At 40.8% G+C, this 19,321-nt stretch carries 18 protein-coding genes and 1 tRNA gene; 17 read left to right on the forward strand and 2 right to left on the reverse strand.

Translation table 11 applies throughout. The features are described 5' to 3' along the window. Positions 1–31 precede the first annotated feature (31 nt). The 8 genes from rsmD to SK637_RS01635 all read left to right on the forward strand — a co-directional run bounded on the left by rsmD (position 32) and on the right by SK637_RS01635 (position 6,194). Positions 32–571 (forward strand): 16S rRNA (guanine(966)-N(2))-methyltransferase RsmD, encoded by a 540-nt coding sequence (rsmD, locus tag SK637_RS01600; RefSeq protein WP_004260538.1) that lies wholly within the window; start codon positions 32–34, stop codon positions 569–571. Then, entirely contained in the window at positions 561–1,049 is a 489-nt protein-coding gene (gene coaD / locus SK637_RS01605; RefSeq protein ID WP_033688115.1) for a pantetheine-phosphate adenylyltransferase, read from the forward strand. Before rsmD ends, coaD begins: the two co-directional genes overlap by 11 nt. Continuing rightward, on the forward strand, positions 1,033–2,070 hold the full coding sequence (locus SK637_RS01610; RefSeq protein WP_033688116.1) for a SepM family pheromone-processing serine protease: 1,038 nt from the start codon (positions 1,033–1,035) through the stop codon (positions 2,068–2,070). The genes coaD and SK637_RS01610 overlap by 17 nt, the downstream gene beginning before the upstream one ends. A 56-nt stretch (positions 2,071–2,126) precedes the next feature. Continuing rightward, positions 2,127–2,357, forward strand: a complete 231-nt coding sequence (locus SK637_RS01615) for a DUF1146 family protein (protein WP_004260552.1) — start codon at positions 2,127–2,129, stop codon at positions 2,355–2,357. A gap of 23 nt (positions 2,358–2,380) precedes the next feature. Next, positions 2,381–3,664: a UDP-N-acetylglucosamine 1-carboxyvinyltransferase gene (gene murA / locus SK637_RS01620; protein WP_033688117.1), complete on the forward strand. Its 1,284-nt coding sequence runs from the start codon at positions 2,381–2,383 to the stop codon at positions 3,662–3,664. Further along, the gene (locus tag SK637_RS01625; protein WP_004241151.1) at positions 3,657–3,845 is read left to right on the forward strand and encodes a DNA-directed RNA polymerase subunit beta; all 189 of its coding nucleotides are present in this window, start codon (positions 3,657–3,659) and stop codon (positions 3,843–3,845) included. Before murA ends, SK637_RS01625 begins: the two co-directional genes overlap by 8 nt. Positions 3,846–3,883: 38 nt before the next feature. Then, complete coding sequence (gene endA / locus SK637_RS01630) at positions 3,884–4,708, forward strand: DNA-entry nuclease EndA (RefSeq protein WP_033688119.1); 825 nt, start codon at positions 3,884–3,886, stop codon at positions 4,706–4,708. Positions 4,709–4,862: 154 nt separating this feature from the next. Continuing rightward, a complete protein-coding gene (locus SK637_RS01635) occupies positions 4,863–6,194 on the forward strand; it encodes a hemolysin family protein (RefSeq protein WP_033688120.1) in 1,332 nt (443 codons plus the stop codon). A gap of 299 nt (positions 6,195–6,493) precedes the next feature. Here the strand turns inward: SK637_RS01635 and SK637_RS01650 are convergent. Beyond that, positions 6,494–6,564 (reverse strand) — tRNA-Cys (locus tag SK637_RS01650). Positions 6,565–6,733: 169 nt separating this feature from the next. On the opposite strand from SK637_RS01650, the gene SK637_RS01655 reads away from it, so the two are divergent. The 8 genes from SK637_RS01655 to SK637_RS01690 all read left to right on the forward strand — a co-directional run bounded on the left by SK637_RS01655 (position 6,734) and on the right by SK637_RS01690 (position 16,367). Then, positions 6,734–8,713 carry a peptide ABC transporter substrate-binding protein gene (locus SK637_RS01655; RefSeq protein ID WP_033688121.1) on the forward strand — a complete coding sequence of 660 codons (1,980 nt, stop codon included), beginning with the start codon at positions 6,734–6,736 and terminating at the stop codon, positions 8,711–8,713. A gap of 66 nt (positions 8,714–8,779) precedes the next feature. Beyond that, on the forward strand, positions 8,780–10,276 hold the full coding sequence (locus tag SK637_RS01660) for an ABC transporter permease (protein ID WP_033688122.1): 1,497 nt from the start codon (positions 8,780–8,782) through the stop codon (positions 10,274–10,276). After that, complete coding sequence (oppC, locus tag SK637_RS01665) at positions 10,276–11,202, forward strand: oligopeptide ABC transporter permease OppC (RefSeq protein WP_000103691.1); 927 nt, start codon at positions 10,276–10,278, stop codon at positions 11,200–11,202. The genes SK637_RS01660 and oppC overlap by 1 nt, the downstream gene beginning before the upstream one ends. Positions 11,203–11,210: 8 nt before the next feature. Then, on the forward strand, positions 11,211–12,278 hold the full coding sequence (locus tag SK637_RS01670) for an ABC transporter ATP-binding protein (RefSeq protein WP_033688123.1): 1,068 nt from the start codon (positions 11,211–11,213) through the stop codon (positions 12,276–12,278). Between the two features lie 10 nt (positions 12,279–12,288). Further along, the gene (locus SK637_RS01675) at positions 12,289–13,215 is read left to right on the forward strand and encodes an ATP-binding cassette domain-containing protein (protein ID WP_033688124.1); all 927 of its coding nucleotides are present in this window, start codon (positions 12,289–12,291) and stop codon (positions 13,213–13,215) included. 454 nt (positions 13,216–13,669) lie between these two features. Continuing rightward, entirely contained in the window at positions 13,670–14,647 is a 978-nt protein-coding gene (locus SK637_RS01680; RefSeq protein WP_033688125.1) for an ABC transporter substrate-binding protein, read from the forward strand. A gap of 10 nt (positions 14,648–14,657) precedes the next feature. Next, positions 14,658–15,551: an ABC transporter permease gene (locus SK637_RS01685; protein WP_033688126.1), complete on the forward strand. Its 894-nt coding sequence runs from the start codon at positions 14,658–14,660 to the stop codon at positions 15,549–15,551. A gap of 12 nt (positions 15,552–15,563) precedes the next feature. Continuing rightward, on the forward strand, positions 15,564–16,367 hold the full coding sequence (locus SK637_RS01690) for an ABC transporter ATP-binding protein (RefSeq protein WP_000157661.1): 804 nt from the start codon (positions 15,564–15,566) through the stop codon (positions 16,365–16,367). A gap of 32 nt (positions 16,368–16,399) precedes the next feature. On the opposite strand, the gene treR is transcribed toward SK637_RS01690, so the two are convergent. Next, positions 16,400–17,110, reverse strand: a complete 711-nt coding sequence (gene treR / locus SK637_RS01695) for a trehalose operon repressor (protein WP_033688127.1) — start codon at positions 17,108–17,110, stop codon at positions 16,400–16,402. 184 nt (positions 17,111–17,294) lie between these two features. On the opposite strand from treR, the gene treP reads away from it, so the two are divergent. Then, complete coding sequence (treP, locus tag SK637_RS01700) at positions 17,295–19,262, forward strand: PTS system trehalose-specific EIIBC component (RefSeq protein WP_033688129.1); 1,968 nt, start codon at positions 17,295–17,297, stop codon at positions 19,260–19,262. Positions 19,263–19,321: the final 59 nt, after the last annotated feature.

Consider the following 19,321-nt stretch of genomic DNA (forward strand, 5'->3'; position numbering starts at 1 on the left):
TTTTTGTCCATAATTTGGTATAATAAACGGTATGAAAATCGTATCAGGAATCTATGGGGGACGTCCCCTCAAGACACTAGAAGGCAAGACGACAAGACCTACTTCGGATAAGGTTAGGGGAGCCATTTTTAACATGATTGGTCCCTACTTTGAAGGGGGACGAGTCTTGGACCTTTATGCAGGTAGTGGTGGTTTATCTATCGAGGCAGTATCGCGTGGCATGTCCAGCGCTGTTTTGGTGGAACGAGACCGTAAGGCTCAGGCTATTGTGGCTGAAAATATTCAGATGACCAAGGAAGTTGGAAAATTTCAATTCCTCAAGATGGATGCAGAAAGGGCATTGGAACAGGTATCTGGGGAATTTGACCTCATCTTCTTAGACCCTCCTTATGCCAAGGAACAAATCGTAGCAGATATTGAAAAAATGGCTGAGAGGGAGCTTTTTTCTGAAGATGTCATGGTCGTGTGTGAGACGGATAAGGCCGTTGAACTTCCAGAAGAAATTGCCTGCCTGGGCATCTGGAAGGAAAAAATTTATGGAATTAGTAAGGTGACAGTCTATGTCAGATAAGATTGGCTTATTCACAGGTTCATTTGATCCGATGACAAATGGGCATCTGGATATCATTGAACGGGCGAGCAAACTCTTTGATAAGCTCTATGTCGGTATTTTTTTTAATCCTCACAAACAAGGATTTCTCCCTATCGAAAATCGTAAACGGGGACTAGAAAAGGCTTTGGAACATTTGGGGAATGTTGAAGTCGTGTTTTCTCATGATGAATTGGTGGTTGATGTCGCAAAAAGACTGGGGGCTACTTGTCTAGTGCGTGGTTTGAGGAATGCGTCGGATTTGCAATATGAAGCCAGTTTTGATTACTACAACCATCAGCTGTCTCCTAATTTAGAGACCATTTATTTACATAGTCGACCTGAACATCTCTATCTCAGTTCATCCAGTGTTAGAGAGCTTTTGAAGTTTGGTCAGGATATTGCTTGCTATGTTCCCGAGAGTATTTTGGAGGAAATAAGAAATGAAAAAAAAGATTAGATGGCCCTTATATGTCATTGCGGCCTTGATTGTGACTTTCTTGGCATTTGTAGTGCCCTTGCCCTACTATATAGAAGTTCCAGGTGGTTCGGAAGATATTCGTCAAGTCCTTAAAGTCAATGACACAGAAGATAAGGAAGCTGGGGCCTATCAATTCGTTACGGTTGGTGTCCAGCATGCTACTTTAGCCCATATGATTTATGCGTGGTTGACGCCTTTTACAGATATTCGTAGTGCTCAGGAGACCACAGGTGGTTCTTCCGATGTGGAATTTATGCGGATCAATCAATTCTACATGCAAACATCACAAAACATGGCCAAGTATCAAGGACTAAAAACAGCTGGTAAGGATATTGAACTAAAATATCTTGGGGTTTATGTCTTGAACGTGACAGATAATTCAACCTTTAAAGGGATTCTCAATATCTCTGATACGGTCACAGCAGTCAATGATCAGACCTTTGATAGTTCCAAAGACTTGATTGATTACGTCAATTCTCAAAAATTAGGAGATTCTGTCAAGGTGACCTATGAAGAGGATGGGCAAACCAAGTCTGCAGAAGGAAAGATTATCACCTTGGAAAATGGCAAAAATGGGATTGGAATCGGTTTGATTGACCGTACAGAAGTGACCAGTGATATCCCAATTCGGTTTTCAACAGCTGGTATCGGCGGTCCAAGTGCTGGTCTCATGTTTAGTCTGGCCATCTATACCCAAATAGCTGACCCTGGCCTTCGAAATGGCCGTATCGTTGCCGGTACAGGAACCATTGACCGCGATGGGAATGTGGGGGACATTGGAGGTATTGATAAGAAAGTTGTAGCTTCGGCTAGAGAAGGTGCTGCTATTTTCTTTGCCCCTGATAACCCTGTTAGCGAAGAAGAACAAAAAGCACATCCGGATGCGAAAAACAACTACCAAACAGCCCTGGAAGCAGCCAAAACAATCAAGACAGATATGAAAATCGTGCCTGTTAAAACCCTACAAGATGCAATTGATTACTTGAAAAACAATCCCTAGTTTTAAGTGAAGTTTCCAAACTAGCGCACAGACAGAGAAGATGGTATAATAGTCAAATGGTTCAATTATTATTCACTCTAAGCAGTCACATGCTCTTTATTTATGTGAGTTTTTACCTTTTAAAGAATCTTGTTAGATGGGAAAAGGTTTTAAAAGTGACAACTGAGAATACAGGAAAAGTTCGTTTATTGGTAGCTTTTTTCAGCATTGTAATGGGCTATATCATGAGTTCTTTCTTTATCAGCCTATATCAGTTGTGGCAAGAAGCGCTTAGAGGATTATTATAAAATCAAATGCAAAGGAAATAAGTATGGAAAAAATTGTGGTTCAAGGTGGCGATAATCGTCTGGTAGGAAGTGTTACGATCGAGGGAGCAAAAAATGCAGTCTTACCTTTGCTGGCAGCGACTATTCTAGCCAGTGAAGGAAAGACCGTCTTGCAGAATGTTCCGATTTTGTCAGATGTTTTCACCATGAATCAGGTGGTTCGTGGTTTGAATGCCAAGGTGGATTTTGATGAGGAAGCTCATCTTGTCGAGGTGGATGCGACTGGCGATATCACTGAGGAAGCTCCTTACAAGTATGTCAGCAAGATGCGTGCATCTATCGTTGTCTTGGGGCCAATTCTTGCTCGTGTAGGTCATGCCAAGGTATCTATGCCAGGTGGTTGTACCATTGGTAGCCGCCCAATTGATCTTCATTTGAAAGGTCTAGAAGCTATGGGGGCTAAGATTAGTCAGACAGCTGGTTACATCGAAGCCAAGGCTGATCGCTTACATGGAGCTCATATCTATATGGATTTCCCAAGTGTTGGTGCTACGCAGAACTTGATGATGGCAGCGACTCTGGCTGATGGCATGACAGTGATTGAGAATGCTGCGCGTGAGCCTGAGATTGTGGACCTAGCCATTTTCCTCAATGAAATGGGAGCCAAGGTTAAAGGTGCTGGTACAGAGACCATTACCATTACCGGTGTTGAGAAACTTCATGGTACGACTCACAATGTAGTCCAAGACCGTATCGAAGCAGGAACCTTTATGGTAGCTGCTGCCATGACTGGTGGTGATGTCTTGATTAAAGACGCTGTCTGGGAGCATAACCGTCCCTTGATAGCCAAATTGCTTGAAATGGGAGTGGAAGTGACAGAGGAGACTGAAGGGATTCGAGTTCGCTCTCAACTGGAAAATCTAAAAGCTGTCCATGTAAAAACCTTGCCACACCCAGGTTTTCCAACGGATATGCAGGCCCAATTTACAGCCTTGATGACCGTTGCAAAAGGGGAATCAACTATGGTGGAGACAGTTTTCGAAAATCGTTTCCAACACCTAGAAGAAATGCGACGCATGGGCTTGCACTCGGAAATTATCCGTGATACAGCTCGTATTGTTGGTGGACAGGCTTTGCAGGGAGCAGAAGTTCTTTCAACTGACCTTCGTGCCAGTGCTGCCTTGATTTTGACAGGTTTGGTAGCACAAGGAGAAACTGTAGTTGGTAAATTGGTTCACTTGGATAGAGGTTACTACCGTTTCCATGAGAAGTTAGCGCAGCTAGGTGCTAAGATTCAGCGGATTGAGGCAAGTGATGAAGATGAATAAGAAATCAAGCTACGTAATCAAGCGTTTACTTCTAGTCATTTTGGTGCTGTTTTTAGGTGCTCTAGCCCTAGGAATTGGCTTAATGGTAGGTTATGGAATTTTGGGCAAGGGTCAAGATCCATGGGCTATCCTGTCTCCAGCAAAATGGCAGGAATTGATTCATAAATTTACAGGAAATTAGGCTGGAGAACCAGTCTTTTTCTAGAGATAAGGAGAAAAATGGATAAAAAAACAAGACAGACACTGATTGGACTGCTAGTGTTATTGCTTTTGTCTGCAGGGAGCTATTATATCAAGCAGATGCAGACGACAGCAAATAGTCCTAAAACTAAGGTTAGTCAGAAAAAACAAGCTTCGGAAGCTCCTAGTCAAGAATTAGCAGAAAGTGTCTTAACAGACGCAGTCAAGAGTCAAATAAAAGGGAGTCTTGAGTGGAATGGCTCAGGTGCTTTTATTGTCAATGGCAATAAAACAAACCTAGATGCCAAGGTTTCAAGTAAACCCTACGCTGATAATAAAACAAAGACAGTGGGCAAGGAAACCGTGCCAACCGTAGCTAATGCCCTCTTGTCTAAGGCTACTCGCCAGTACAAAAATCGTGAAGAAACTGGGAATGGTTCGACTTCATGGACTCCTCCAGGCTGGCATCAGGTTAAGAATCTAAAGGGTACTTATACCCATGCGGTTGATAGAGGTCACTTGTTAGGCTATGCCTTAATCGGTGGCTTGGATGGTTTTGATGCCTCGACAAGCAATCCTAAAAATATTGCTGTTCAGACAGCCTGGGCAAATCAGGCGCAAACTGAGGATTCGACAGGGCAAAACTACTATGAAAGCATGGTGCGTAAAGCCTTAGATCAAAACAAGCGTGTCCGTTACCGTGTAACTCTTTATTATGCTTCAAACGAGGATTTAGTTCCTTCAGCTTCACAGATTGAAGCCAAGTCTTCAGATGGAGAATTGGAATTCAATGTCCTAGTTCCCAATGTTCAAAAGGGGCTTCAACTGGATTACCGAACTGGAGAAGTAACGGTTACTCAGTAAAAGATAACATAAACTCCTATGTCACTTGTGGATATAGGAGTTCTTTTTTGGACAATTTAAGTATAACTAGAATAGACACTGAGAAAAAATAATATGTACTGAGCTAATTTTTGTGATATAATAAGTGACAAGATACTATTTTAGGAGAAGAACTATGGAAGACCCAAGTAGTCAGAATTTGTTGCTACAATTTGTTTTATTGTTTATCTTGATGGTGTTAAATGCCTTTTTCTCAGCCACAGAAATGGCCATGGTTTCACTTAACCGTGCGCGGGTTGAACAAAAGGCAGAAGAAGGAGATAGACGCTATATCCGTCTGCTCAAGGTACTAGAAAATCCTAACCACTTTTTATCAACCATTCAAGTAGGGATTACCCTGATTACGATCTTATCTGGGGCGAGTTTGGCAGAAACTCTGGGACGAGAAATTGCATCTTGGCTTGGAAATGGTGAAACATCTTATGCCGTTGCAAGTTTTCTATCTTTAGCATTTTTGACTTATATTTCCATCGTTTTTGGGGAATTGTATCCTAAGAGAATCGCTCTTAATCTAAAAGATGCTTTGGCGATTCGTACAGCTCCAGTTATCATTGGGCTGGGGAAACTAGTTAGTCCCTTTGTTTGGCTCTTGTCTGCATCTACCAATCTCTTGAGTCGCTTGACTCCTATGACCTTTGACGATGCTGACGAAAAAATGACCCGTGATGAAATTGAGTACATGTTGACCAATAGTGAAGAAACACTAGATGCTGATGAAATTGAGATGTTACAGGGGATTTTTTCACTGGATGAATTGATGGCCAGAGAAGTCATGGTTCCTCGAACAGATGCCTTTATGGTGGATATTCAGGATGATAGTCAAGCCATTATCCAAAGTATTTTAAAACAAAACTTCTCTCGTATCCCTGTCTATGATGGAGACAAGGATAACGTGATTGGGATCATTCACACCAAGAGTCTCCTTAATGCGGGCTTTGTGGACGGTTTTGACAATATTGTTTGGAAGAAAATCTTACAAGATCCACTTTTTGTTCCTGAAACTATTTTTGTGGATGACTTGTTAAAAGAATTGCGCAATACTCAAAGACAAATGGCAATCTTGCTAGATGAATATGGTGGTATGGCTGGTTTGGTGACACTTGAAGACCTCCTAGAGGAAATCGTTGGGGAAATCGATGACGAAACAGATAAGGCTGAAATCGAAGTCCATAAGATTGGAGAAGATACTTATATCGTTCAAGGTACCATGAATCTCAATGATTTTAATGACTACTTTGATGTTGAACTGGAAAGTGATGACGTTGATACCATCGCTGGTTACTATTTGACAGGAGTTGGGACCATTCCAACGACTGAGAAACTCAGCTATGAATTGGTCAGCCAAAACAAACAACTTATCCTAACCAATGATAAAGTGAAAAATGGACGTGTTACCAAGGTAAAAGTCCAAATTACCGAAGTTGAAATAGAAGAAGAAACAGAGTAAACTAGAGGCTTTTGTCACGAGGAGTGACAAAGCTTTTTTCAGTTGATTTCATACTCTTCGAAAATCAAATTCAAACTGCGTCAACGTCGCCTTGCCGTACGCAAGTACAGCCTGCAGCTAGTTTCCTAGTTTGCTCTTTGATTTTCATTGAGTATCAAAAGATTGTCTCCCAAAAAGAAGTCTGCCCCAAATTCGCTCCAAAAATTTTTGTCAGTTATATGTATTTATCAGAAAAAAAGAAAAAAGCCCTTTAAATTGGGCTTTCTGTTTAAATGAAACCTGAAAAATCAAGTTATAGAAGGCGGTAGACGGATTTGAACCGACGATCAAGCTTTTGCAGAGCCGTGCCTTACCACTTGGCTATACCGCCTTAACGTTTATTATTATACCTTGAAAATCATTTTCAGTCAATAGTTTTTTCAGCTTTTCAGATTTTTTTGTATGAATAAGCCTAAATATTCTGAAAATTCGTTTACTTTTCTTGAAATCTATGGTATAATTGATGGTAACCTATACTTTATTTATAAGAGGAGTAAAAAATGAAAAAAAGTAGAGTCTTTGTTGCAGCAGGAGTTGCTTTATTTGCGACGGGTGTGTTAGTAGCTTGTGGGAATTCAAAATCATCTGATTCGACAGCTCCAAAAACTTATGGCTATGTCTATTCGGCTGATCCAGAAACATTGGACTATCTTATCTCTGGAAAAGAGAGTACGAAAGTGGCTACTTCAAACGGGATCGATGGCCTCTTCACAAATGACAAATATGGGAATTTGACTCCTGCGGTTGCAGAAGACTGGTCTGTATCAAAGGACGGATTGACATATACCTACAAAATTCGTAAAGGTGTCAAATGGATGACATCCGATGGTGAAGAATATGCCGAAGTGACTGCTAAAGACTTCGTGAATGGATTGAAACATGCGGCAGATAAGAAATCAGAAGCTCTATATCTAGCTGAAACTTCTGTTAAAGGTTTATCTGATTATTTGGCTGGGAATTCAAAAGATTTCTCTACAGTAGGTGTTAAAGCGGTTGATGACTATACTCTTGAGTATACTTTGAACCAACCAGAACCTTACTGGAACTCTAAGATGGTTTATTCAATTTTCTGGCCATTAAACGAAGAATTTGAAAAATCAAAAGGCTCTGATTTTGCTAAAGCGACAGATCCTACATCATTGCTATATAATGGACCTTTCTTGCTCAAAGGTTTGACTGCTAAATCTTCTATCGAATTTGCTAAGAACGAGCAGTACTGGGATAAAGAGAATGTTCATTTAGATACAGCAACACTTGCATATTTTGATGGTTCGGACCAAGAATCACTTGAGCGTAACTTTACAAGTGGAGCTTATAGTTTTGCTCGTCTTTACCCAACAAGTTCAAACTTCTCAAAGGTAGAGGAGTCATACAAGGATAATATTTTCTACACTCCATCAGGAGCTGGTATTGGAGGTTTAGGTGTAAATATCGATCGACAAAATTACAAATATACATCTAAAACGACAGATGAAGAGAAAACATCTACTAAGAAAGCTCTTCTTAACAAAGACTTCCGCCAAGCCTTGAACTTTGCCTTTGACCGTACAGGTTATTCTGCTCAAGTTAACGGTAAAGAAGGTGCTCCTCTCGCAGTTCGTAATTTATTTGTGAAACCAGACTTTGTGACTGCAGGCGAAAAAACTTTCGGTGACTTGGTTGCTGAAAAAGTTAAGACTTATGGAGATGAGTGGAAAGATGTAAACTTTGCTGATGGTCAAGACGGTCTCTTTAACGCTGACAAAGCTAAAGCAGAATTTGCTAAAGCTAAAACTGCTCTGGAAGCAGAAGGTGTGAAATTCCCTATCCACTTGGATATTCCAGTAGACCAAACCTCTAAAAACTTTGTCGCACGGATTCAGTCGTTCAAACAATCAGTTGAAAAAGTTTTAGGCGAAGAAAATGTTGTCATCGATATTCAACAAATTTCTAAAGATGAATTCTTTAATGCGACTTATTATGCTGCTAATGCGGCAGCTGAGGATTGGGATCTTTCAGGTGCGGTTGGATGGAATCCTGACTATGAAGATCCATCAACTTACCTTGATATCCTTAAATCAACTAATAGTGAGCAAACGAAAACTTATATGGGGTATGATGACCCATCAAATGCAGCTGCAGCTAAAGTTGGTGTGAAAGATTACGATAAATTGCTTGATGAAGCTGGAAAAGAAACAAGTGATCTTAACAAACGTTATGAAAAATATGCTGCTGCTCAAGCTTGGTTGACAGACAGTTCACTCTTCTTACCAGCTATGTCTTCTAGTGGTGCTGCACCATTCATTTCTCGTGTTGTACCATTCTCAGCTTCTTATAGCCAATCTGGAGACAAAGGTTCAAATCTCTACTTCAAATATATTCAGTTACAAGACAAAGTTGTAACAAAGGCTGATTATGAACAAGCTCGTGAGAAATGGCTCAAAGAGAAAAAAGAATCAAACGAAAAAGTTCAAAAAGAATTGACTAAACACGTTAAATAAATAACTCTCAAGGGAACTTTCTCTCCATGAGGAGAAGGTTCTTTTGGGATTTAAAAAGGAAACGATATGAAGAAATATATTTTTATGCGTGTCTTGCGGTCATTGGTTTCTATCTTCTTAGTAACAACCTTGACTTACACGATTATCTATACAATGGTTCCTCGAAAATTGATTTTCAAACAGGATACCAACTATAACAAGATTGCGACAACTGCTGATAAACGTGATAACTATGAGAATACTGTCTATGAGCGTATGGGCTATATCGAGTACTACGATACCAAAGAGTTGCAAGAAAAAGCTAGCCAGATGGATGCTTCTGTAACCGTTGAAGCCAATGATACCAACAAGGCCATCTATGAAAAATACATTAAACAAATCGGTCATGGTTGGACCCTGGGAGAATTTACTGAAAGTGGCCAATTCTACGCTACTCGTGAAATCCCAATTTTTGAACGTGTTTTTCACTTCTATGCTAACTTGATTGACATTGATCATACAAATAAAATTCAAGACCCTGAAAATCCAGACTTGAAGCGTTACCTTCGTTTCGAAAACGATCCAGCGATCGGATGGTCATTGGTCGGTTCAGGAACAAAACACAAATATCTCTTGTACTTCAACAGTCAGTTCCCGTTTGTGCATCAAAATTTTGTGAACATTAATTTAGGTGACTCTTATCCAACCTATGCTAATAGCCCTGTTTTACAGGTTATTACTCAAGGACAAGGGCAAACAAAAACATCTCAAGTTCAGTTCCCAACAGGTAAGAAAACTTCTTCTGTAAATATTTACTCAAGAACCTACAAATCACCTAGTCAGGCTGATTCTCGTGAAGTAGCTAACTATGGGAAAGATGACCCATATACTGCAACTGAAAGCAACTACCAATATCCTTCTATGATTGCCAGCTCTGCAGTCGTCGGATTGATTGGTTTGGTGATTTCTTATGCAATTGCAGTACCTCTTGGTTCAGCTATGGCTCGCTTTAAGAACACTTGGATTGATAGTTTCTCAACAGGGGCTTTGACCTTCTTGATGGCTCTTCCAACAATTGCCTTAGTTTATATCGTTCGTTTGATTGGATCATCAATCGGTCTTCCAGATTCATTCCCTATCTTGGGTGCTGGAGATTGGCGTTCTTACGTTTTACCGGCAGTTATCCTTGGTTTATTGGGTGCTCCTGGTACAGCTATTTGGATTCGTCGTTACATGATTGACTTGCAATCACAAGACTTTGTTCGTTTTGCTCGTGCTAAAGGTTTGTCTGAAAAAGAAATTTCAAATAAACACATCTTTAAAAATGCCATGGTTCCACTTGTTTCAGGTATTCCTGGAGCTGTTATCGGGGTTATCGGTGGTGCCACTCTTACTGAAACAGTCTTCGCCTTCCCAGGTATGGGTAAAATGTTGATTGACTCTGTAAAAGCATCCAATAACTCTATGGTCGTTGGTCTTGTCTTCATCTTTACATGTATTTCTATCTTCTCACTTCTTTTGGGAGATATTTGGATGACTATTATTGACCCACGTATTAAATTGACTGAGAAAGGAGGCAAATAATGTCTACAATCGATAAAGAAAAATTTCAGTTTGTAAAACGTGACGATTTTGCCTCTGAAGCCATTGATGCGCCAGCCTATTCTTACTGGGGATCAGTGTTTAGACAATTTATGAAGAAAAAATCAACTGTAGTCATGTTGGGAATCTTGGTAGCCATCATTTTGATGAGTTTCATCTACCCAATGTTTTCTAAGTTTGATTTTAATGATGTCAGCAAGGTAAACGACTTTAGCGCTCGCTATATCAAGCCAAATGCTGAGCATTGGTTCGGTACAGACAGTAACGGTAAATCTCTTTTTGACGGTGTCTGGTTCGGAGCTCGTAACTCTATCCTCATTTCAGTGATTGCGACAGTGATTAACCTAGTTATCGGTGTCTTTGTCGGTGGTATTTGGGGAATTTCAAAATCAGTTGACCGCGTGATGATGGAAGTTTACAACGTCATCTCAAACATCCCATCTCTTTTGATTGTTATTGTCTTGACTTACTCAATCGGAGCTGGATTCTGGAATCTGATTTTTGCCATGAGTGTAACAACATGGATCGGGATTGCCTTCATGATCCGTGTGCAAATTTTGCGCTATCGTGATTTGGAATACAACTTGGCATCACGTACTTTGGGAACTCCAACCTTGAAGATTGTTGCCAAAAATATCATGCCTCAATTGGTATCTGTTATTGTGACAACCATGACTCAAATGCTTCCAAGCTTTATCTCATACGAAGCCTTCTTGTCATTCTTCGGTCTTGGATTACCGATTACAGTGCCAAGTTTGGGTCGTTTGATTTCAGATTATTCACAAAACGTAACAACTAATGCTTACTTGTTCTGGATTCCATTGACAACTCTTGTCTTGGTATCCTTGTCGCTTTTCGTAGTTGGTCAAAACTTAGCGGATGCTAGTGATCCACGTACACATAGATAGGAGTAGAAATGACAAAAGAAAAAAATGTAATTTTGACTGCTCGCGATATTGTCGTGGAATTTGACGTTCGTGACAAAGTATTGACAGCCATTCGCGGCGTTTCCCTTGAACTACTTGAAGGAGAAGTACTAGCCTTGGTAGGTGAGTCAGGATCAGGAAAATCTGTTTTGACAAAGACCTTCACAGGTATGCTTGAAGAAAATGGTCGCATTGCCCAAGGTAGTATTGACTACCGTGGTCAAGATTTGACAGCCTTGTCTTCTCACAAGGATTGGGAACAAATTCGTGGTGCTAAGATTGCGACTATCTTCCAAGATCCAATGACTAGTTTGGACCCAATTAAAACAATTGGTAGTCAGATTACAGAAGTTATTGTAAAACACCAAGGAAAAACAGCTAAAGAAGCGAAAGAATTGGCCATTGACTACATGAATAAGGTTGGGATTCCAGATGCAGATAGACGTTTTGATGAATACCCATTCCAATATTCTGGAGGAATGCGTCAACGTATCGTTATTGCTATTGCCCTTGCTTGCCGACCTGATGTCTTGATTTGTGATGAGCCAACGACTGCCTTGGATGTAACCATCCAAGCACAGATTATTGATTTGCTAAAATCTTTACAAAACGAGTACCATTTCACAACAATCTTTATCACCCACGACCTTGGTGTGGTGGCAAGTATTGCGGATAAGGTAGCGGTTATGTATGCAGGAGAAATCGTTGAGTATGGAACTGTTGAGGAAGTCTTCTATGATCCTCGCCATCCATATACATGGAGTCTCTTGTCTAGCTTGCCTCAACTTGCTGATGATAAAGGGGATCTTTACTCAATCCCAGGAACACCTCCGTCACTTTATACTGACCTGAAAGGGGATGCCTTTGCCTTGCGTTCTGACTATGCAATGCAGATTGACTTCGAACAAAAGGCTCCTCAATTCTCAGTATCAGAGACGCATTGGGCTAAAACTTGGCTTCTTCATGAGGATGCTCCAAAAGTAGAAAAACCAGCTGTGATTGCAAATCTTCACGATAAGATCCGTGATAAAATGGGATTTGCCCATCTGGTAGACTAGGAGGAAGGAAATGTCTGAAAAATTAGTAGAAATCAAAGATTTAGAAATTTCCTTCGGTGAAGGAAGTAAGAAGTTTGTTGCGGTTAAAAATGCCAACTTCTTTATCAACAAGGGAGAAACGTTCTCGCTTGTAGGTGAGTCAGGTAGTGGGAAAACAACTATTGGTCGTGCTATCATCGGTCTTAATGATACAAGTAATGGAGATATCATTTTTGAAGGTCAAAAGATTAATGGTAAGAAATCGCGTGAACAAGCTGCGGAATTGATTCGTCGTATCCAGATGATTTTCCAAGACCCAGCGGCAAGTTTGAATGAACGTGCGACTGTTGATTATATTATTTCTGAAGGTCTTTACAATCACCGCCTGTTTAAGGATGAGGAAGAACGTAAAGAGAAAGTTAAAAATATCATTCGTGAAGTGGGTCTTCTTGCTGAGCATTTGACTCGTTATCCTCATGAGTTTTCAGGTGGTCAACGTCAACGTATAGGTATTGCCCGTGCCTTGGTGATGCAACCAGACTTTGTTATTGCGGATGAGCCAATTTCAGCCTTGGACGTTTCTGTTCGTGCCCAAGTCTTGAACTTGCTTAAAAAATTCCAAAAAGAGCTCGGTTTGACCTATCTCTTCATCGCCCATGATTTGTCGGTCGTTCGCTTTATTTCAGATCGTATCGCAGTTATTTATAAGGGTGTTATTGTAGAGGTTGCAGAGACAGAAGAATTGTTTAACAATCCAATTCACCCATATACTCAGGCCTTGCTTTCAGCGGTACCAATTCCAGACCCAATCTTGGAACGCAAGAAGGTCTTGAAGGTTTACGATCCAAGTCAACACGACTATGAGACTGACAAACCTTCTATGGTTGAAATCCGTCCAGGTCACTATGTTTGGGCTAACCAAGCTGAATTGGCACGTTATCAACAAGGATTAAACTAATATTGGTTTTATAATTTCCATGTCAACTTTTATGGAAATTATAAACCTTTTTTTGTTGGACTGATTTGAAAAAATCTTTGAAAGTATCCTGAAAGAATTTTCGAAAAATTTTAAAAAATTCTGAAATATTCTTGACAGCTGATGAAAAAGGTGGTAAGATAGGAAACATCAAAAAAGAAAGCAGAAAGAGAAATGAATAGAAGACAAGCTGTAACAATGAATCAAAACTTTTACTTTAGCTACTTTAGATAGTGTTTGTAGACATGTCACCATGGATGCAAACAGTTCAAGCAATTTGTTTGTATCTATGTGGCTAAGATTTTTGATTGCGGTCCATATAGATGAATATCTAAATGGGCTAGCTAAGTTATAACTTGTTAGATTATTTCAAGCATCCGTTTAGATATTATCTAGGCGGTTTTTTGTTTTATCTTTTCTGAGAAGGAGTTTCATTATGAAAGTTGTTCGAAAATTACTAGCACCCCTCTTGGTAGTGGGGATCCTCTTGACCTCTCTGATCAGTTTGCATCAGTTGAAGGCAGATAAGAAAAAAGATGTGTTTCGTATCGGTATTTCGCAGTTTATTACCCACCAGTCCCTAGACGCCACTAGAGAAGGATTTGTGGATGAGCTGGCCAAGCAAGGCTATGTTGAGGGGAAAAATATTGAGATTGATTTGCAGAATGCACAGGGAGAACAAAGAAATCTAAAAACGATTTCCCAGCAACTAGCAGAATCTAGTGATGTCGTTCTAGCCATCGCAACGCCTTCTGCTCAGAGTTTGGCCAATACAACACAAACGACACCGGTTATCTTTTCAGCTGTAACAGATCCTGTCAGTGCCAAGTTGGTTGAGTCAAGAGAACATCCTGGGGGCAATGTGACTGGGACAAGTGACCAGTCATCAGATGCCATTTCAACCCAAATCAATTTGATAAAGAAAGTGTTGCCAAAGGCTAAAACAATTGGAATTCTCTATACTCAGAGCGAGCCAAACTCAGTTGTCCAAAAGGATGAAACTAAGCGCCTTCTGGAAGAAAAAGGCTTTACCGTTGTTGAAAAAACAATCTTGGACAGTAACAACGTCAAGGCTGCAGCAGAGAGTTTGATGGCTGAAGTGGATATGGTTTTTGTACCAACGGATAATATCATTTCGTCAACCATGGAAACAGTTAAGCAGGTTTCTATTAAACACAAGGTTCCAGTATTCGGTGGTTCAACAGAAATGATTGCGGTTGGTGGCTTGTATAACTACGGTACCAATTATGAAGAATTGGGACGGCAGACAGCTCGTATGTTGATTCGTGTTTTAAAAGGTGAGAAGCCAGAAAATATAGCAGTTGAGTTACCTGAAAAATTGGAATTGCATACTAACAAAGAAATGGCAGATGCACTAGGAATTGATATTAGTAAGTTAGAGGGCAAGGAATAGGAGGTTTAAGATGAGTTTTGTATTATCTAGTTTATCAGAAGGTTTGTTGTGGTCGATTATGGCCATTGGAGTCTACTTGACTTTCCGTATTTTGGATATTGCGGATATGACTGCTGAAGGAGCCTTTCCTCTGGGGGCAGCTGTCGTCGTATCACAGATACAGGCAGGGACCAATCCTTGGATTGCGACCTTACTTGCTTTGCTGGCAGGTATGATTGCTGGTCTTGTGTCAGGAATGCTCCACACCAAGATGAAAATCCCAGCTCTCTTGACAGGGATTGTGACCTTGACAGGGCTTTATTCAATCAATATTAAAATCATGGGAAGTGTGCCCAATCTTTCCTTGGGAGATTCTTCAACTGTCTTTAAACAATTGGCGAGCTTGGGGCTGACAAATGAAGAAGCTGTTTTCTCATTCAGTTTGGCCTGTCTCTTACTTGTTTGTTTGGTCTTGACTCTTTTGATGAAAACGGAGATTGGCTTGGTCTTGCGTTCGACTGGGGACAATATTCCGATGAGTGAGTCCAATGGGGTCAATGTAGACACCATGAAGATTGTTGGTTACATGATTTCAAACGGTTTAATTGCCCTGTGTGGTTCCTTATTTGCTCAGAATGATGGATTTTCAGATGTGACTTCTGGGACAGGAACCATCGTTGTTGGTTTGAGTGCCGTGATTATTGCGGAAGTACTGATACATGATTTGACCATTGGAGGCCGCTTGTTATCTATCGGGATCGGTGCTATTGTTTACCGTTTGATTATTTTAAATATCTATGAAATTCCAAATCTAGATCAAAACCTGGTTCGTCTCTTTAATGCAATCTTACTCGCCTTGGTTTTATTTGCACCAGAATTGCAAAAGAGATTAAAGATTCGTGGTTTGAAACTGAGAAATGAATAGGAGGAAAAAGTTATGGCAAGTTTATTAACACTTGAAAATATTCACAAGACATTTGAAGCAGGGACGGTCAATGAGAACCATGTCCTCAAAGGATTAGATTTAGAAGTTGAAGAGGGAGATTTTATCTCTGTGATTGGTGGAAATGGCGCAGGGAAATCCACTTTGATGAATATCTTGGCTGGCAATCTATCGGTAGACGAAGGGGACCTTTTATTGGCAGGGAAATCCATTAAAAATCTGAGTGTCAGAAAGAGAGCCAAGGATATCGCCCGTGTTTTTCAAGATCCTAAGATGGGAACAGCTTCGCGTTTGACGATTGAGGAGAATATGGCTATTGCCTTGAGACGTGGGCAAAAGAGAGGGCTTGGTTGGGGCGTGAAGGAGAAGGATAGAATCCAGTTCCAAGAAGCCTTGAAGGAGTTGAATATTGGCCTTGAAAACCGCTTAAAAGTAGATACTCAATATCTCTCAGGAGGACAAAGACAGGCCTTGACCCTAGTCATGGCAGCTCTGGTGAAACCTAAACTTTTGCTTTTGGATGAACATACTGCGGCACTTGACCCGAAAACGAGTCAAATGGTGATGGATTTGACGCAAAAAATTGTGGAACATCATCAGTTGACGACTTTGATGATTACCCACGATATGAACCATGCGATTGAGTACGGAAATCGTCTCATTATGCTCTATCAAGGCAAGATAGTGGTGGATGTCAAGGGAGAAGAGAAGAAGCATCTGACAGTTGAAGATCTCATGCATCTCTTCCAAAAAAATAGTGGCCAAAGTCTAGTTAGTGATGAATTGGTTTTGGGATAAAGAAAAAGGCTGAGATCTAGTGTCTCAGTCTTTTATTTCTTACGTTTTGCAAAATCTACAAATCTGAATTTTTCGAGTTTATGGCGGCTTTCAGTAAACTGAAACTGGCGCCCGTCTTGGAGATAGACTTTTGACTTGATTGAAACGACATAAGGGTCTTTGCCTATGTCCATGAGAATCTTGTCTCTGTCATTTGAGTGGTCAATGGTTATTTCCTTTTGAGCATAATCAATAAGGAGTTTGAGGTCGTCCTCTATATAAGAATAGATGGACTGCTCAGCAATTTGGCGAGTGATATTTGGGATTAGTTCCATATCCAGATAGTCCGTATCCAGAACGGATACCAGATCATCCACCACACGCTGGCGGACCACCTTCCAAACCATACGAAACTCTGGGAAGCCAGTTATTAGTGAGGATTTTTTATCAATAATAATCTTGTCCAGACTGACCACGTTGGTTTTGGAGCGCAGTCCAAGTTCTTGAACTAGCTCTTGGTAGCTTGTTAGGTTGGATACAGGGAAATTGACGGTTTCTTCTTTGACGATTTGAGAACCTTGCCCTCTTATCTTTTTGATCAATCCTTCCTCTTGGAGGAGAGACAGGGCCTTTCGGACGGTATCACGGCTTACCTGATACTGGTTCATAAGGTCGTGCTCGCTAGGAAGGAAATCTCCGACAGCGTAAGTCTCGTTTTGAATGGTTTCTTGGATTTGCTTAAAAAGTTGTTGGTATTTCTTCATTTTGCTTCCTTAAATGGGTTTTTAGTCTAGTTTAATGAACACCTGTATCTATTTTACCATACAAGTTCCAGAAAAATGATAAAAAAATCCTCTTTTTATACCAAACAAGTTGCATACAGGTTTGATATCGTTTACAATATACTTATCAAATCAAACTTGCTTTGACAAGTATAAGGAGAATCAAATGGGAAAATTTGAACAAGCAGCCAAAGATTTGCTTCAGGCAATTGGAGGCAAAGAAAATGTGACTGCCGTAACCCACTGTGCGACACGGATGCGGTTTGTTTTAGGAGATGATAAGAAGGCTAATGTTAAGGCTATCGAGTCAATTTCAGCTGTTAAAGGAACTTTTACAAATGCAGGTCAATTTCAGGTGATTATTGGGAATGACGTGCCGATTTTTTATAATGATTTTACAGCTGTTTCAGGAATTGAGGGTGTTTCCAAAGAAGCAGCCAAGTCTGCAGCTAAGAGTAATCAAAACGTGGTCCAACGTGTCATGACCACTCTGGCGGAAATCTTTACTCCGATTATTCCAGCCTTGATTGTTGGTGGATTGATCCTCGGTTTCCGTAATGTTTTGGAAGGTGTCCATTGGTCTATGTTGGATGGTAAGACCATCACAGAAACCTCTCAGTTTTGGGCAGGTGTCAATCACTTCCTCTGGTTGCCTGGTGAAGCTATCTTCCAGTTCTTACCAGTAGGGATTACTTGGTCTGTTTCTCGTAAGATGGGAACCAGCCAAATCTTGGGAATTGTTCTCGGAATCTGTTTGGTATCGCCTCAGTTGCTCAATGCCTATGCGGTTGCTTCAACGCCAGCAGCTGATATCGCAGCAAACTGGGTTTGGAATTTTGGCTATTTTACTGTTAATCGTATCGGTTACCAAGCCCAAGTTATCCCAGCCTTGCTTGCAGGTTTGAGTCTGTCTTATCTTGAAATTTTCTGGCGTAAGCATATCCCAGAAGTGATTTCTATGATTTTTGTACCTTTCTTGTCATTGATTCCAGCCTTGATTTTGGCTCATACTGTCTTGGGACCAATCGGTTGGACAATCGGGCAAGGACTTTCATCAGTTGTATTAGCAGGATTAACTGGTCCTGTTAAGTGGTTCTTCGGTGCGATTTTTGGTGCCCTCTATGCACCATTTGTCATTACAGGTCTGCACCATATGACTAATGCTATTGATACACAATTGATTGCGGATGCTGGTGGAACTGCCCTCTGGCCTATGATTGCTCTTTCTAATATTGCCCAAGGTTCGGCCGTATTTGCTTACTATTTCATGCACCGTCATGATGAGCGTGAGGCTCAGGTTTCACTTCCTGCCACTATTTCAGCCTATCTCGGTGTTACAGAACCAGCCCTCTTTGGGGTCAATGTCAAATACATCTATCCATTTGTAGCTGGAATGACTGGTTCAGCTCTTGCAGGCATGTTATCCGTTACTTTTAATGTAACTGCGGCTTCTATTGGTATCGGTGGTTTGCCAGGTATCCTCTCTATTCAACCTCAATACATGCTACCATTTGCAGGAACTATGCTAGTCGCTATTCTTGTTCCAATGCTCTTGACTTTCTTTTTCCGCAAGGCTGGTCTCTTTACAAAAACAGAGGATGATACGGACTTGCAGGCAGAATTCGTTGCTCAAGAAGAAGCAGAATTTGTGAGCCATGAACCAGTAGAACATACTCCAGTAGAAATTGTTAGCCCACTTGAAGGACAAGTAAAAGAACTAAGTCAAGCAACTGATCCAGTCTTTGCTTCAGGTGTCATGGGGCAAGGTCTGGTCATTGAACCAAGTCAAGGTGAGTTGTCTTCTCCAGTCAATGGGACAGTTACGGTTCTTTTCCCTACCAAGCATGCCATCGGTATTGTCTCTGATGAGGGAGTGGAATTGCTCATCCACATCGGTATGGATACAGTAGGTCTTGATGGCAAAGGATTTGAAAGTCTAGTAGCCCAAGGAGATCATGTCACAGTTGGGCAGAAATTGATTCGTTTTGATATGGATATTATCAAGGATGCAGGTCTGGTAACAGAAACTCCTGTCATTATTACCAATCAAGATGCTTATACAGCGACCATCACTGGAACTTATCCGACAACGATCCAAGCTGGAGAAGATCTCATGGTCGCAACACGAATCTAATCAAAATAGCACAAATAGGGACGGAAGACGGCTTCCTCCCTTTTATCAGAAAAGGAGAA

This window comes from Streptococcus mitis, from assembly GCF_000722765.2.
GTDB lineage: Bacteria > Bacillota > Bacilli > Lactobacillales > Streptococcaceae > Streptococcus > Streptococcus mitis_AQ.

Coding starts and splice junctions, on each gene's coding strand:
- SK637_RS01615 (WP_004260552.1), top strand. CDS start 2,127: ATGGTTCAATTATTATTCACTCTAAGCAGTCACATGCTCTTTATTTAT.
- oppC (WP_000103691.1), top strand. CDS start 10,276: ATGTCTACAATCGATAAAGAAAAATTTCAGTTTGTAAAACGTGACGAT.
- SK637_RS01610 (WP_033688116.1), top strand. CDS start 1,033: ATGAAAAAAAAGATTAGATGGCCCTTATATGTCATTGCGGCCTTGATT.
- SK637_RS01655 (WP_033688121.1), top strand. CDS start 6,734: ATGAAAAAAAGTAGAGTCTTTGTTGCAGCAGGAGTTGCTTTATTTGCG.
- rsmD (WP_004260538.1), top strand. CDS start 32: ATGAAAATCGTATCAGGAATCTATGGGGGACGTCCCCTCAAGACACTA.
- endA (WP_033688119.1), top strand. CDS start 3,884: ATGGATAAAAAAACAAGACAGACACTGATTGGACTGCTAGTGTTATTG.
- SK637_RS01685 (WP_033688126.1), top strand. CDS start 14,658: ATGAGTTTTGTATTATCTAGTTTATCAGAAGGTTTGTTGTGGTCGATT.
- treP (WP_033688129.1), top strand. CDS start 17,295: ATGGGAAAATTTGAACAAGCAGCCAAAGATTTGCTTCAGGCAATTGGA.
- murA (WP_033688117.1), top strand. CDS start 2,381: ATGGAAAAAATTGTGGTTCAAGGTGGCGATAATCGTCTGGTAGGAAGT.
- treR (WP_033688127.1), bottom strand. CDS start 17,110: ATGAAGAAATACCAACAACTTTTTAAGCAAATCCAAGAAACCATTCAA.
- SK637_RS01635 (WP_033688120.1), top strand. CDS start 4,863: ATGGAAGACCCAAGTAGTCAGAATTTGTTGCTACAATTTGTTTTATTG.
- SK637_RS01625 (WP_004241151.1), top strand. CDS start 3,657: ATGAATAAGAAATCAAGCTACGTAATCAAGCGTTTACTTCTAGTCATT.
- SK637_RS01675 (WP_033688124.1), top strand. CDS start 12,289: ATGTCTGAAAAATTAGTAGAAATCAAAGATTTAGAAATTTCCTTCGGT.
- coaD (WP_033688115.1), top strand. CDS start 561: ATGTCAGATAAGATTGGCTTATTCACAGGTTCATTTGATCCGATGACA.
- SK637_RS01680 (WP_033688125.1), top strand. CDS start 13,670: ATGAAAGTTGTTCGAAAATTACTAGCACCCCTCTTGGTAGTGGGGATC.
- SK637_RS01690 (WP_000157661.1), top strand. CDS start 15,564: ATGGCAAGTTTATTAACACTTGAAAATATTCACAAGACATTTGAAGCA.
- SK637_RS01670 (WP_033688123.1), top strand. CDS start 11,211: ATGACAAAAGAAAAAAATGTAATTTTGACTGCTCGCGATATTGTCGTG.
- SK637_RS01660 (WP_033688122.1), top strand. CDS start 8,780: ATGAAGAAATATATTTTTATGCGTGTCTTGCGGTCATTGGTTTCTATC.